General features: G+C 57.9%; 12 protein-coding genes. All 12 read left to right on the forward strand.

Translation table 11 applies throughout. From position 1 onward, the window contains the following. Positions 1–7 precede the first annotated feature (7 nt). The 12 genes from ACYQ6J_RS18040 to ACYQ6J_RS18095 all read left to right on the forward strand — a co-directional run bounded on the left by ACYQ6J_RS18040 (position 8) and on the right by ACYQ6J_RS18095 (position 13,891). Positions 8–844, forward strand: a complete 837-nt coding sequence (locus tag ACYQ6J_RS18040) for a glycosyltransferase family 4 protein (protein ID WP_460185625.1) — start codon at positions 8–10, stop codon at positions 842–844. Positions 845–1,081: 237 nt separating this feature from the next. Beyond that, a complete protein-coding gene (locus ACYQ6J_RS18045) occupies positions 1,082–2,254 on the forward strand; it encodes an O-antigen ligase family protein (RefSeq protein WP_460185626.1) in 1,173 nt (390 codons plus the stop codon). Then, entirely contained in the window at positions 2,226–3,479 is a 1,254-nt protein-coding gene (locus ACYQ6J_RS18050) for a glycosyltransferase (protein ID WP_460185627.1), read from the forward strand. Before ACYQ6J_RS18045 ends, ACYQ6J_RS18050 begins: the two co-directional genes overlap by 29 nt. Further along, positions 3,467–4,360 carry a glycosyltransferase family 2 protein gene (locus ACYQ6J_RS18055; protein WP_460185628.1) on the forward strand — a complete coding sequence of 298 codons (894 nt, stop codon included), beginning with the start codon at positions 3,467–3,469 and terminating at the stop codon, positions 4,358–4,360. Before ACYQ6J_RS18050 ends, ACYQ6J_RS18055 begins: the two co-directional genes overlap by 13 nt. Positions 4,361–4,371: 11 nt before the next feature. Continuing rightward, positions 4,372–5,190: a sulfotransferase family protein gene (locus ACYQ6J_RS18060; RefSeq protein WP_460185719.1), complete on the forward strand. Its 819-nt coding sequence runs from the start codon at positions 4,372–4,374 to the stop codon at positions 5,188–5,190. A gap of 540 nt (positions 5,191–5,730) precedes the next feature. Beyond that, on the forward strand, positions 5,731–6,264 hold the full coding sequence (locus ACYQ6J_RS18065) for a hypothetical protein (protein ID WP_460185629.1): 534 nt from the start codon (positions 5,731–5,733) through the stop codon (positions 6,262–6,264). An 80-nt stretch (positions 6,265–6,344) separates the two neighbouring features. After that, positions 6,345–8,486, forward strand: coding sequence for a bi-domain-containing oxidoreductase (locus ACYQ6J_RS18070; protein WP_460185630.1), 2,142 nt, complete (start codon positions 6,345–6,347; stop codon positions 8,484–8,486). A gap of 152 nt (positions 8,487–8,638) precedes the next feature. Further along, complete coding sequence (locus ACYQ6J_RS18075; RefSeq protein WP_460185631.1) at positions 8,639–9,625, forward strand: GDP-mannose 4,6-dehydratase; 987 nt, start codon at positions 8,639–8,641, stop codon at positions 9,623–9,625. A gap of 26 nt (positions 9,626–9,651) precedes the next feature. Next, the gene (locus ACYQ6J_RS18080) at positions 9,652–10,977 is read left to right on the forward strand and encodes a glycosyltransferase family 4 protein (protein WP_460185632.1); all 1,326 of its coding nucleotides are present in this window, start codon (positions 9,652–9,654) and stop codon (positions 10,975–10,977) included. Between the two features lie 23 nt (positions 10,978–11,000). Further along, positions 11,001–12,140 carry a dTDP-4-amino-4,6-dideoxygalactose transaminase gene (gene rffA / locus ACYQ6J_RS18085; protein ID WP_460185633.1) on the forward strand — a complete coding sequence of 380 codons (1,140 nt, stop codon included), beginning with the start codon at positions 11,001–11,003 and terminating at the stop codon, positions 12,138–12,140. Positions 12,141–12,496: 356 nt separating this feature from the next. Next, positions 12,497–12,916 carry a GNAT family N-acetyltransferase gene (locus tag ACYQ6J_RS18090; RefSeq protein ID WP_460185634.1) on the forward strand — a complete coding sequence of 140 codons (420 nt, stop codon included), beginning with the start codon at positions 12,497–12,499 and terminating at the stop codon, positions 12,914–12,916. Positions 12,917–12,919: 3 nt separating this feature from the next. Beyond that, on the forward strand, positions 12,920–13,891 hold the full coding sequence (locus ACYQ6J_RS18095; RefSeq protein WP_460185635.1) for a glycosyltransferase family 2 protein: 972 nt from the start codon (positions 12,920–12,922) through the stop codon (positions 13,889–13,891). Positions 13,892–14,146 lie beyond the last annotated feature (255 nt).

The following is a 14,146-nucleotide window of genomic DNA, read 5'->3' on the forward strand; positions in this document are numbered from 1 at the left end:
ACCCATCTTGCGTATCCTGGATCAGGGGATCCCACCCCTGGCTTACGACGATCGTCTCGTTCGTGAACAGGAAGCCGCATATCCTGAATGGGGCAGGCCGAGGCCGGCCAACGTAGGTGTGGAAGAATACACGGAGCGTCAGCGACAGGAGTGGCTGAACGCGGATATCATCCTTTGCCCTTCCCGCTTCTGTTGGCAAGCTCTTGCCGCAGAACATGCCCCCTTGGAGAAGGTTAGAATACTACCATTCGGAATAACCGCCGATTTTTTTTCGGCGCACCTACCCCGAGAAAACAGTGATACTTTTACAATTCTTTTTGCAGCCAATTCACCTGTCCGAAAAGGATTACCAGACCTGATCCGTGCGATCGAATTCTTGAACTCTCGTCGGATTCGCGTCATCGTTGCGGGAGATATCTCCAGCCTCAGGCCGGAAGCAGTGTCGCGAACCAGACGGGTGGCAGAACTAGTGGGCTGTGTACCTCGCCAGCAAATGGTGACCCTTTATCACCAGGCGGATTTATTTGTGTTCCCGACTGTTTCTGACACGTTCGGAGCGGTCGTATTGGAGGCGATGGCAGCGGGCATACCCGTGGTCACCACACCCAATTGCGGAGCAAGTGAGCTTGTCAGGGAAGCAGTTGACGGATTCATTGTTCCGATCCGTTCCCCGGAAAAGCTTGCGGAAAAGATAGATTACCTGGCGACGCATCGCAAGATGTGCCTCGATATGGGATGGAACGCCTACAAGCGTGCCACAGAATACGCTATCGATCACTATCGAGCACGATTACTCGCGTTACTGCGTGAGGCAAGTCATCGACATGGGTATTGCGAAGGTTGACGAACCGGCACGATTTTACAGTTCTCTTTTTTCACAATGGATGACTTTCGCTACCGAACACTGACGTACAGGCAAGCCCTCACTTCCGGAGGCAACTCCTTTACATACCGCCGCATTTTCAAAGATCCCCTCGCGATCTGCGTTGCGATTTGCGTCCTAGGGTTGTTCCTCAGTGGAATTAGCGACATCCAATGGTTGTTTGCCCCCCACCGATGGTGGTTCATAGCAGGATTGGCAATGTCGCTGCTGGCTATGATTTTTCGTGTCGCGTGGATCCCCTACCACAGGGAGCACCGCTGGCTTCTTGTTTTTATGTGCGCCAGTGTTCTAAGTTGCTTCGTTTCGCCGATGCCCGAATACAGCCTCGCACGACTGCTGACGTTTATCTTGATGTTCATCACTGTGTTTATCGGACTATGGGTATGGCTTCAGAGGCCCGTAAATGTACACAGTTTTGTCTTTGTGCTCGTTGCGACTGCCACAATTGGGGCTCTCTGGTGCGGCATCTATATCCTACAGCTTTCATCCCTTGTTCCTGAAACCCGATTTACCGGAGCTTTCGGTAAAGCGACCGGCACAGGGAGCTTCTGCGCAGCATCCCTTCCCATTATCCTGTGGAAGGCGAGATATGCAGGCGGAAAGCAAAAGATGTTATTCGGACTTGTATTAGCTATACTGTTTTATACGTTGATCTTCTCGGGATCTAGATCCGCTATTATTGGGGGATTATTTGCCACTATGGTGTGGCTGTGGAAGCACTGGCCAAAGTTTCGCCCCGGCTTGCTTTTCTTCCCTGCCATTGTCGCTGCATTGTTTGCGGCTGAGATTCTCTCGCTGGAGATGCTCCCCGGCTACGTCGTTCGCACTGAATCTCTGTCCACTTTCACAGGTCGCATTCCGCGTTGGAAGGCAGGGCTTTCTTTGTTCGAGCAAAGCCCAGCCATTGGCCATGGATACGGGATGACTCGCTATATTCGACTGTTTGAGGACGGAGACCGATTGAGAGGGACCATCGCCCCGGGCCAGGTCACTTTTTTGGATTTGATCCCGGGAGTCGGCAAGGCTCGTCTCGGCAGGACGACCTTGCACAGCGACCATGTTGAGCGGCTCGTCGAAGGGGGCATTGTAGGATACATTCCCTTTGCCTCTTTTTGGTTTGTGATCATAAGCCGTTTTACTCAGGTCCTTTGGCGCCCTGTCAACGTGAACAACTCGCTGGCGTTGGCGCTGGGGCTGAATGTGTGCTATATCTTTTTGGATTCGTTCATGCATGGAGCCTTATTTGCAATCAATTCTCCCGGCACGATTCTGTCGTGGGTGGCGATTGTCGTCTTTATGGCAGCGAGTGAGCGAACTTTACAAGGTCCCGTGAATACGGGTCATGCGGCGCATCCTCCACGTCATCCATAGTATTGATCCGCGATCCGGCGGGCCGAGCCACGCCCTAAGGGGCTTAGTGCAAGAGCAGGTGCGTCGCGGACATCACGTAACCATCCTTACCACGGACGCGCAGTCCGCCGAACCGTGGGCACCGGAGGGAGAATATCGTGCCCGCATGCAAGCCGATCCCGCGTTTTCCGGCTCAGAAATTTTCATAGCTCACGGTTTCGGCCGAAGTCGCATCTTTGCCCGATACACCTGGACGCCCGAAGGGCGGCGTTGGCTGGCACGACGCTTGAGAGACCAAGCAGTTCAACCGGATGTGCTCCACATTCACGGGGTCTTCAGTCACTTGACCACCCTCACTCCGCGGTTGGCGAGGCGGTTCGGCGTTCCCTACGTAATGAGGCCCGCCGGCACGTTTTCGCCACGCTGCTTGGCCCTCGGCCGGACCTCGCTTAAGCGGTGGTTTACCCGCCTGTTCGTGCACCAAGACCTGAAATCGTCCTCGGCCGTACAGGCCACAACACCGGCGGAGGCGGACGAATTGCGGCGGCAATTTTCGCTCGATAACGTCCGAGTTATTCCGCACGGGGTTGCTCTGCCGTCTTCGGCGTCCGGAGATGTTCGCTCGGCCAGGCATGAATTGGGCGTACCCGGTGATGCGAAGTTAGTCTTATATCTTTCACGGATTACCCCCAAAAAACGAGTCTCGTGGGTCATCGAGGCGGTCGGCCGATTGTCCGAGCAATGGCCCGATCTCGTTGGCATCGTCGCCGGACCCGATGCGGGCGCGGAGAGGGAGTTGCGCGACGCCACTGCGGCAGCACGGCTCAACGGTCGCATCCGACGGTATGGTTTTGCCACCGGAGAATTGAAGGCGCGACTTTTTCAAGCCGCCGACGTCTTGGTCCTTCCTTCGCAATCCGAGAATTTCGGGGTGGTCGTGGTCGAGGCAATGGCCCACGGCGTGCCTGTCGTCGTAACGCCCGGGGTCGCCAGCCACATCTATGTTGACGCATCCGGTTGCGGGATGACCGTTGAAGACAGTATCGACGGCGTAACCGAGGGCATCCGCCGACTCCTCCAAGCCGATAAAAGCGAACTCGGCCGCCGCGGCAGAGAGTATGTCGAAAAGCATCTCACTTGGCCCGCGGTGGCAAAGCAGGTTGACGATTTGTATGAGAGCGTCCTAAGGCCATGTCGCAAGGAAAAGGCGAGAGCAAACAAGCCACTCGGAGCATGCCCGACGTGAAGGACGAGTCGCGAACCCTCCCCATTTCCGTGGTGGTTCCGGTCCTCAACGAGGAGCAAAACATCGCTGACTGCCTTGACGGTCTTGGGTTCGCCGACGAGGTTTTCGTGGTGGATTCGGGCAGCACGGATCGCACGTGCGAGATCGCCGCCGCGTTGGGATCGAAGATCGTTCAATTCACTTTTCGCAAGGGCGGACCGCGTAAGAAAAACTGGGCGCTCGAACATCTACCGTTTCAGAACGATTGGGTCCTATTGCTGGACGCCGATGAGCGAATCACGCCTGAATTGGCGTGGGAAATTCGCGATGAGTTCAGTCGAGGTCCCCGCTACGACGGATACTATTTGAACCGAAAGCTCATCTTCTTGGGCCGATGGCTGCGTCACGGAGGAAACTACCCCAGTTGGAATCTGCGGCTATTCAAACACAAGTTGGGTCGCTACGAAAGATTAGACACCGAAGAGCTTGAGTCCGCCGGCGACGTCGAAGTCCACGAGCATGTGGTCTTGGACGGGCAAGCCGGATTCTTGTACCAGCCGATGCTGCATCTGGATTACAAGGATTTATCTCGCTGGATCGCGCGTCACAACAACTATTCCACGTGGGACGCCAAGGTGCGGTTGCGACTCCGGGAAGGCCGCGGCTTTTCGCAGTCGATCCGTCCGCGACTCCTCGGTTCGCCCGTGGAACGCAAACGTTGGCTGAAAGCGCTTTGGGTACACCTCCCCTGCCGGCCCTTTTTGAGATTTGCCTACATCTACCTCTTGCGACTGGGTTTTCTGGATGGAAGACCGGGCTTTATTTACGCCGTATTGAAGGCGATCCAAGAGTTTCACATCAACGCCAAAATGTGGGAAATGCGAACAACGCGTGACGGATGAACATTCACGTTATGCACATTCTTCGAACCGCTCGCTGGATACCCTTCTTTCTGACGCTTTATCGCTCGTCACGTGAATTCGTGTTCATATCTGGCCCCCCCAGATCGGGCACTACTTTGCTAAAGACATTGCTCGTGTCCCACTCACAATTAGGTGGCACCGATTACGAGTCGACCGGGCTATTTGAATTGCGCACTTTTGACGCATACCGCATATCAGAAATAGACTCGGAGACGTTGCGACGTATGCTCGCAGATTCACGTAGTATCCTTCATTTTTATGAATCGCTAACCGATACCGTTCTCCGGCAGCAAAATAAACAAGTCTTCGTTGACAAGATATGGCCACACTACTGGAGGTTCTGTTATACAACTTCTAAATTCCCGAACGCAAAATGGATTTGGCTATGTCGTGACCCTCGAGATTGTTACTGTTCTGCCCGCAAGCACCCGCATATCCCCCAAGCGCACAGTGGTGCGGCCGTGTACTACGCTTATTGGCGCAAGTGTATTGAGTTGTGTGAGAAGATGCTGCCGCATGGGGCGGCGCTATTGATTCGATACGAGGATCTCGTAACCTCGCCGCACTCTTCGCTCGGCATGGCCATGAGATTCCTTGGCAAGCAGTTTGAACTATCGCAATTAGATGCATCCCTTCGTAAGACTGTCACATCGATGGGAAGTCGCGCGGTTCACTCGCGATTGAGAGAAGCGATCACGCCGCAGACTGTTGGACGATTTCGTCAAGAGTTAACGGAGGATGAGGTCGCCCTTTGCGAATCAATGTTGGGCGATCTACTGATCAGGCTAGGCTACAAATCGGATACATAGCAATCTTCAAGCACGCAATACGTTTAGCGGCGTTTTGCTCAACGAGCAACTTGTAATTACAGGCGCGCGTCGAATGTGCGCAGGAAGCGTTTTGCTGTGCGTTTATGGGGTTCATGCTCAGTTGCGAGAAAATGTGGGCAAACAAGGCTTAATAACTGGTTGCAGGCGGTATGGAAGCCCCGACCGGCGTCATAAGGAACCTCTGCACAACCGCCGTCTGGCAACGGTATAATACGGCCATAAATGGAGACTAAGATAGAGACGCATCGACTTTGGGATGGAGATCATGGCGAGGAAGCACGGTTCATCGCAGCGGACGTTGCGACGGCGGTTTCGTCCGATTCAAAAACGCCCCGAGGTCGCAGGCATGTGCAGACGATGCGCCGCCTTTGCCGCGGTGTGCCGGGAACAATCTGAGTTCGGTTGGGTGAGGACCGCGAAAATTGGGGCTAGCGGCTCTTGACTTTCCGATTCGGCGGAATCAAGCTGGCGGCATCGTGTTGCGGCGAAGTGTATGCGACTTTTGGGTAGGAGGGTCTTATGCAACGGTTCGCGCGAGTGTTGCGGGTGCGGGGGCTGATCGCTGCGGCGACCGGCGGGGTGATTCTGGCGGCATGTTTCCACGCAACGGCGCTGACGCAGGCCCCGGCGGCGGAAAATTCGGGATCCACGGGACAGCCAAACGCAACGACGCAAGCGGCGGGAACGCCCGCCCCGCAAGCCGCTCCCTCGCAAAGCGCGAGTACCGCGCCGTCATCAGGACAAAGCGCGACATCCGCGGCCAAGGCCGATGCCACCGCGGCGTTTCGCCCGCGGCTTCCCATGTATTACGCCAAGGTCGTGGACGACAAGCAGCGGCAAAGCATCTATGATATTCAGCGAAAGTACCATCCCCAAATCGCCGATTTGCAGCGGCAATTGGAAAAATTGATTGCCCAGCGCGACGCGGAGATCGAGGCCGTCTTGACGCCGCAACAAAAGGCTGAGGTGGAAAAGCTCCGTAAAGAGGCCGCCGCCCGTCGCGGAGGCAAAGCTACGGCGGAGGACTCCTCGGACCGGACGCCGTCGCAATAGCAAGGCCTGGGGGCACCCGGCGTCCGAAGCCGAAACGCGGCTTCGTTCCAATTCGGCGGCGGAATCACGCAGCTTATCCCATGAAGCAATTACTGCAAAACGTCCGTGATGGGCGGTTGGTCCTCACGGACGTTCCTCTTCCAGGCACGGGTCCGAATCAGATTTTGGTCCGGACGGAGGCCTCGCTGATTTCGGCGGGGACGGAGCGCATGGTAGCCCAACTGGCCAGAAAAGGCCTCCTCGGCAAGGCCAGAGCGCGGCCCGACTTGGTGAAGAAGGTGCTTGCCAAGTTGCGCCGCGAGGGCTTTTGGGCGACGTTTCGAAGCGTGCAGACGCAATTGGACCGCTGGATGCCGCTGGGTTACAGCGCGGCCGGTCGCATCATCGCGGCGGGCGAGGCCGTACGGCGATTCGGCGTGGGAGGCCGGGTTGCGTGTGCCGGCGCGGGTGCCGCCAATCACGCCGAGTACAACGCGGTTCCCGAGCTTTTGGCCGCCCCTATCCCGCAAGGCGTATCGGCGGAGGCCGCGGCATATGCCACGGTGGGCGCGATTGCCCTTCAAGGCATACGCAATGCCGACGTCCGAATGGGGGAGTGCGCCGCCGTCATCGGGTTGGGGCTTTTGGGTCAATTGGCCGTCCAACTGCTTCGCGCCGCCGGTTGCCGGGTGGTGGGTTTGGATCCGGTCGAGGATCGGCGACGTCTAGCGACGGAACACGGCGCCGAATTGGTGCTGCCACCGAGCGGGGGATCCGCTCAGGCCGTGCTCGATTTCACTCGGGGACTGGGGGTTGACGCCGTGCTAATCACCGCCGCCACGGCAAGCAACGCCCCCGTGGAATTAGCGGCTGAAATGGCTCGCGATCGTGCCCGGGTGGTCATGGTGGGCGTGACGGGAATGAATATCCCGCGAAAACCCTACTATGAAAAAGAGCTGACGTTTATCGTTTCTCGTTCGTACGGCCCCGGGCGATACGATCTCCAATACGAGCAGCACGGTCGCGACTATCCGCCGGGTTATGTTCGTTGGACCGAGGGACGCAACCTCGAGGCTTTTCTCGATTTGGCGGCGTCGGGATCGGTTCGGCCCGAAACATTAACTACGCACCGCTTTCCCATCGATCGCGCCGCGGATGCCTTCGAACTGATTTTGAAGGGGGACGAACCGTATCTCGGCGTATTGCTGACGTATCCGGCGGAAACGCCCGCCGAGCCTGCGGGCCGCATCCACATTCGCACCGCGACCAAAAGCACAACGGGTCGCAAGGAGGGCCTCGGCGTCTCGTTCGTGGGGTCGGGAAGTTTCGCACAAAGCGTCCTTTTGCCCGAGTTGGCGAAATTGTCGGGCGTGCGATTTCGGGGAATCGTCACGGCCTCAGGTGTGACCGCAAAGACCGTGGGAGAAAAGTACGGCTTTGCCTGGTGCGCCGGTCGATTGGATGAGATTCTGGACGACCCGGAAACCGATTTGGTATTCATCGTGACGCGGCACTCGCAACACGCGGGAATGATCTGCGAAGCATTGAAGGCCGGCAAAGCGGTATTCTGCGAAAAGCCGTTGGCCATTGATTACGGAGAACTCGAACGGATTTGCCGCGTTTTGGAAGAGCACGCCGGGCCGTTGATGGTGGGTTTCAATCGGCGGTTTGCCCCCTTGGCGGTCGAGGTGAAGCGGTTTCTGGCGAATCGCGGTCCGCTGCGGATTACCTATCGGGTGAATGCGGGCACGATCCCGGCCGATCACTGGCTCGCCGATCCAGCGGAGGGCGGGCGCGTCATCGGCGAGGCCTGCCACTTCGTAGATCTCATATGCTACTGGACGGGGGCAAAGCCGGTCGCGGTGAGTGCGGAGCCAACCGAGGGCGGTGATCCCCGCAATGAAACTCAGGCGGTCTTTCGATTCAGCGACGGTTCGGTGGGACACTTGATGTATACGGCGCTCGGTCCGGCGGGTTGGAGCAAGGAGCGGATCGAAGCGGTCGCCGGCGGTCGGGCCGCAGTGCTGGAGGACTTTCGCTCTCTGGAATTGATCGACACCGACGGCAGTCGCCGGCGCCGCCGCCCATGGAACGCCGACAAGGGGCACCACGCCATGCTGGAAGCTTGGCTGTCGGCTGTCCGCGAGGGGAGGGCCTTAGTCGCACCCGAGGAATTGGCGTCCGTCACCGCTGCGACGTTCGCCGCGGCAGGGTTGCCGTCGGCGGCGTGCTCATCTCCTTGATAGAGCGCCACCGCCGCAGCAGGCCATGGATGCCCTTCCGCCGAACACGTGCCTTGTTTCTCGCAAGAAACCCTAACGACGGCAACGTGTTTCTATTCACCGGTCTTTGAAATAGAAGAGTGGTATTCCGGAGCTCTGATAAGGAAGTATCCATGCGTTACTTGATCACCGGCGGTGCCGGATTTATCGGCTCGCACTTGGCCGACGCTCTCATTGCCCAAGGGCACAGCGTCCTTGCGATGGACGATTTCTCGACGGGGAGGCACGAAAACATCGCGCACCTGGAGGGCCATCCGCTCTTCAGCATCGTGTGCGCCGACATCGCCGACGAGGCCATCGTACGGGATTGCGTTGCCGGTGCGGACCGCGTGTTTCACCTGGCTTCCGCGGTGGGCGTGCGATTGGTCGTGGAACAACCCGTCCGCACGATCGAGACCATCGTTCACGGCACCTCCGTGGTCCTCAAGGCCTGTTCGCGTTATCGCAAGCCCGTGCTGGTGACGTCGACTTCCGAAGTCTACGGGAAGTCGAGCAAGGTGCCGTTCTCTGAGGATGACGATCTAGTGATCGGCCCGTCGTACCGACGGCGCTGGGGGTACGCCTGCTCCAAGGCCCTGGACGAGTTCCTGGCCATGGCCTACTGGCATCATTCTCACGTGCCGGTGGTAATCGCGCGTCTGTTCAACACGGTCGGCCCCCGCCAGACCGGACAGTACGGCATGGTCCTTCCCCGATTCGTCCAGCAAGCGCTCAAGAATGAGCCTCTGACGGTCTACGGCGACGGCAGCCAAACGCGATGTTTTTGTCACGTAAAAGACGTGGTCGACGGCCTGACGAAGTTGTTGGAACTGCCCGCCGCGAGAGGACAGGTCTTCAATATCGGCAACAGCGAAGAAGTCTCCATCCGCGAGCTGGCCGAACTGGTTATTCGTGTGACCGGCAGTCGGTCTACGATCAAGGCGATCCCCTTCGAAGAGGCTTACGGCCCCGATTTCGAGGATATGCAACGCCGCGTGCCGGACCTCTCCAAGATCGCGAAGGCGGTCGGTTATCGCCCGAAATACTCCTTGGAAAACATCATTGCCGATATCGTCGAATATTTCCTCAGCAAGCAGGACCGCAAGGCTTCGATTCGCTGATTGAGGCGATCGCTCGGCTTGCCCCCATGCGCATTCTATTCCTTACTCACTATTTTCCGCCGGAAGTCAACGCACCGGCAGGCCGCACGTATGAACACGCAGTCCGTTGGGTCAAGGCGGGGCATGATGTCACGGTCGTCACGTGCGTTCCGAATTGTCCGGACGGTGTAGTCTATCCCGGTTATCGCAACCGCATACGTCGGCAAGAGGAACTCATCGACGGCATCCGTGTCGTTCGCGTCTGGACTTTTCTTGCGCCGAATGCGGGCACGGTCCGTCGAATCCTGAACTATCTGTCATACATGATCTCGGCGGTCTGGACGGCGGTACGCTTGCCCAGGCCCGACGTCGTCGTGGCGACCTCGCCTCAATTCTTCTGCGGTTGGGCCGGAGTTTGGGTCCACCGATTGCGCCGCGTGCCGTTCGTCTTGGAAATCCGCGACATCTGGCCGGAATCCATTGAGACGGTCGGCGCCATTCGCGTGCGCCCTCTGCTTCGGTTTTTAGAATGGTTGGAGCGCCGCATGTACCGAGCGGCCGATCATATCGTCGCCGTCGGCGAAGGGTATAAGCGGAAGATACTGGAGAAGGTCGATATTCCCGACCGCATTTCGGTCATAACCAACGGCGTGGACTTAGAGAGGTTTCCCCTTCAGGCACCGGACGACGAACTACGAACGCGCTGGCGCGGCCAAGACAGGTTCGTGTGCGCGTACGTGGGCACAATCGGCATGGCCCACGCTCTGGAAGTCGTGCTGGATGCCGCCGAACTGCTGCGCCGGCGCGGTCGCGACGACGTAGTTTTTTGGCTGGTTGGAGACGGCGCTTGTCGCGAACGCCTCCAAGCGGAGGCCGAACGACGCTGCTTGAAGGATCGCGTCATCTTCACGGGCCGACAGAAAAAGGAAGATATTCCGCGGGTGCTGGCGTCCGCCGACGCATGTCTGGTGCACCTTCGCAAGACGTCGCTTTTCGAGACGGTCATTCCCTCGAAGATTTTCGAGATGATGGCCATGGCCAAGCCGATCATCATGGGCGTGAGCGGCGACGCCCGGGAAATCACGCTGCAAGCAAAGGCCGCTATTGAGATCGAACCGGAGTCGCCGGACTCGCTGGCCGATGCGGTGGTTCGCTTGGCCGATGATCCCGAACTTCGCCGCCGACTGGCATCCTCCGCGAGACGGTTCGTGGCCGAGCATTATGATCGGAATCGCTTGGCCGATCGGTTTCTTGGGGTGCTGCAGACCGTGGCGGGCGAACTTCGAGATGAGGGCGTCCAAGACGCCGCGGCATGCTCCCTCACCGGCGACGAGTCACCGGCAACAGCCGATGCTAAAGCCGAGGTTTCATAGTCGTGGCACACGAGACGCCCCGTTTGATCCCATTTAACAAGCCGTTCGTTGCCGGAAAGGAGCTGTTTTATATTGCCCAGGCCGTAACTATGGGCAATATTGCCGCCGACGGGTACTTCACGAAGGCATGTAGCCGTATTCTCGAGGAGCGATTCGGCATCAAGAAGGTCCTCATGGTGCCATCCGGAACGGCAGCCCTGGAATTGGCGGCGATGCTCTGCGACCTTCAGCCCGGCGACGAAGTCATCATGCCTTCTTACACCTTCGTCTCTACCGCGAGCGCCTTCGTCCGAGTTGGAGCCCGACCGATCTTCGTCGATATTCGCCGCGACACTCTCAACATTGACGAAAGCAAGATCGAAGCCGCCATCACATCGCGCACTCGCGTCATTGTGCCGGTGCACTATGCCGGGGTCGCCTGCGAGATGGACGCCATCATGGACATCGCCCGACGGCACAACCTGCTGGTGGTGGAGGACGCCGCACAAGGAGTCCATGCCTATTACAGAGGTCGGGCGCTCGGCTCGATTGGGCACCTCGGCTGCTACAGTTTTCACGAAACCAAGAACTACATTTGCGGCGAGGGCGGGGCGCTGTGCATCAATGACGAGCGATTCATCGAGCGTGCGGAGATTCTTCGAGACAAAGGAACGAACCGCCAACAATTCTTCCGCGGCGAGGTAGACAAATATACCTGGGTGGACGTCGGATCCTCGTATGTGATGGCCGAGATACTGGCGGCATTTTTACTCGGTCAACTCGAACACATGGATGCAATCACGGCCCGCCGCCACGAGATTTACGATTTCTATCGGGACGGCTTGAAACCTCGCGAACTCGCCGGACATCTGCGCCTACCGCGCATCCCGCCCGAATGCCGCGCGAATTATCACTTGTTTTTTGTTCTTACAAAGAATGGCGAAACCCGTGACGCGCTGCGGCGGCACCTCAATCGAGAGGGAATCCTCGCCGTGTTCCACTATGTTCCCCTGCACACTTCTCCCATCGGGCGGAGGGTTGGACGCTCTGCCGCTGAGTTGCCCGTTACCGAGGACGTCGCCCAGCGTCTCCTAAGGCTCCCGATGTACCACGACATCACGTCTGATGAGCAACGCAGCGTGATTCAAGCGATCGAAGCCTATTTCCGCGGAGCCTCCCAATAGCTATCCCGGGCGCTATGCAGACGGAGAAGCCGGAATCGCCGTGTACGCTCGTCTTTTTGCCCTGGGATTCCCAACACTTCGGATTTGCAATCGGTCGCGTACTTTGGAACGGCGTTGACGGGGAACTGCGCCCGATTCTGGCGCGGGCCTGCAATGAAGGATATCGCCTTCTGTACGTGCAGTCGCCCATAGGCTCGGCCATTGCCAAGGAATCGGCAGGAATCGCGAGTCGTATCTTTGAGACGGCGCGTGTGGAATTTGCGAAACCGCCTTCTTTTTCAATCGAGCAAGCTCACAAGGGACATGGCTCTTGGCCCGACATCCGGCACCTAAACGCGAGTTCTGCGGACGTATCAGTGATCCGCCGCTTCGGGGTCTTGGCCGGGCGGCATTCCCGGTTTTTCCGTGATCACGGAATCACTCGCGATGCCGCACAATCGCTCTTTGAGCAATGGGCTGAAAGGAGCCTTAGCGGCGAACTTGCCGATGCGACTTACGGCGGCTTTTCGAGTAGCGGCGACCTTGTCGCATTTATCGCTTTGCGAACCGAGGCGGACGGCGTCCGAATCACTCTATTAAGCGTGATGCCGCAGTATCAAGGTCGGGGGTTCGGTACGGCGATGGTACGACAGGCCGAATCCTTCGCGACCGACCGCGGAGCCCAAGCCCTGCTCGTGGCGACCTCGGCGGAAAACACGGGGGCTGTCAGCTTCTATCAGCGTATGGGTTTCCGTCGCATAGTCGAGCAGTCGATCACTCACGTGTGGCTGGAATAGCCCATGCAAGTTCCGGCACCGGATTTGTCCGTCATTATCCCGGTTTATGGGGGCAAGCATTCGATCCGTGCGATCGTGAATCGGGTTATGCAATTGTACGCCCGAGACCATCGCCTCGAGATCATTCTCGTCGATGATGCCTCGCCGGACGATGCGTGGCAAGAGTTGGTCCAACTGCATACCGAATTCCCACAATACATCCATATCATTCAACTAATGCGGAATTTCGGCCAGCATAACGCTTTGATGTGCGGTCTACGGCACGCTAGAGGTCGCTACGTCATCACGATAGACGATGACGGACAGCACCCGCCGGAGGAGATTTCCAAGCTACTGGAAGCAATCGAACAAAAGAATGCCGACGTGGTATATGGCGTCCCTGATGCGCGCCGTCATGCACCGTGGCGCAATCTTGGTTCCTGGGTCGTCGTGAGCTTCTACAAACTAGTCTTTCGCACCCGAGTGACTCCCAGTGCCTTTCGGGTTTTGCGACGCGAGGCGGTCGACTCCATTCTGCCTTACGATCTTAACTACACCTATTTGGACGGATTGTTAGCTTGGAATACGGATCGCATAGTGTCGGTGGCGGTAGAGCATCGACCGCGAGCGGAAGGTCGCAGCGGTTACTCGCTCGGCAAGTTGGTTCAACTGGCGCTCAATCTATTTACGAACTTTTCATATCTACCGCTTCAGGTGGTTTCCGTTTTGGGACTGCTTGTGGCTGTATTCGGGCTGGGAATGGGCGGCTATTACGTGTATCGATACATGGCCGGCACCATCACCGTGCCGGGCTACGCGTCGATCATCGTGGCCGTGCTCGTGTTGGGCGGACTGCAAATGTTAGCGCTGGGAATTATCGGCGAATATATCGGACGGGTACATATCAATATCAATCGTAAGCCGCAGTATGTGGTGCGGACGATCATCGAAGCCAAGAAAGATTCGAAGCAGCAGCGCGAAGAAGCGAGCTCGTGACTGGCATTTCTGAGTCGACGCCTCCCCGTTGAACCATCCCGTCCCATTCTCGTTGTGCCCTCCCTCGAAGCCGTAGCCCGCCGCGTTCAGACGCTTCGCTATTACCGAGCGGGGCAGGTGTTGGCCCGCTTGGCCAACATCGCGATGCGACCATTTGCTAGTGCGCGGCTGGCACGGGTTCTTCGCCTGCCGGCCTTGGAACCGCGTGGTGAACGACTCAGTCTCGTCCCACTGCGGTCTCCTTCAGCCCGCTTG

This window comes from Thermopirellula anaerolimosa (assembly GCF_054657335.1).

What these genes read in the sequence shown, in the direction of transcription:
- ACYQ6J_RS18095 (WP_460185635.1), top strand. Translation starts at nt 12,920, where the DNA reads ATGCAAGTTCCGGCACCGGATTTGTCCGTCATTATCCCGGTTTATGGG.
- ACYQ6J_RS18045 (WP_460185626.1), top strand. Translation starts at nt 1,082, where the DNA reads ATGTCGCTGCTGGCTATGATTTTTCGTGTCGCGTGGATCCCCTACCAC.
- ACYQ6J_RS18050 (WP_460185627.1), top strand. Translation starts at nt 2,226, where the DNA reads ATGCGGCGCATCCTCCACGTCATCCATAGTATTGATCCGCGATCCGGC.
- ACYQ6J_RS18065 (WP_460185629.1), top strand. Translation starts at nt 5,731, where the DNA reads ATGCAACGGTTCGCGCGAGTGTTGCGGGTGCGGGGGCTGATCGCTGCG.
- ACYQ6J_RS18055 (WP_460185628.1), top strand. Translation starts at nt 3,467, where the DNA reads ATGCCCGACGTGAAGGACGAGTCGCGAACCCTCCCCATTTCCGTGGTG.
- ACYQ6J_RS18075 (WP_460185631.1), top strand. Translation starts at nt 8,639, where the DNA reads ATGCGTTACTTGATCACCGGCGGTGCCGGATTTATCGGCTCGCACTTG.
- ACYQ6J_RS18080 (WP_460185632.1), top strand. Translation starts at nt 9,652, where the DNA reads ATGCGCATTCTATTCCTTACTCACTATTTTCCGCCGGAAGTCAACGCA.
- ACYQ6J_RS18060 (WP_460185719.1), top strand. Translation starts at nt 4,372, where the DNA reads ATGCACATTCTTCGAACCGCTCGCTGGATACCCTTCTTTCTGACGCTT.
- ACYQ6J_RS18070 (WP_460185630.1), top strand. Translation starts at nt 6,345, where the DNA reads ATGAAGCAATTACTGCAAAACGTCCGTGATGGGCGGTTGGTCCTCACG.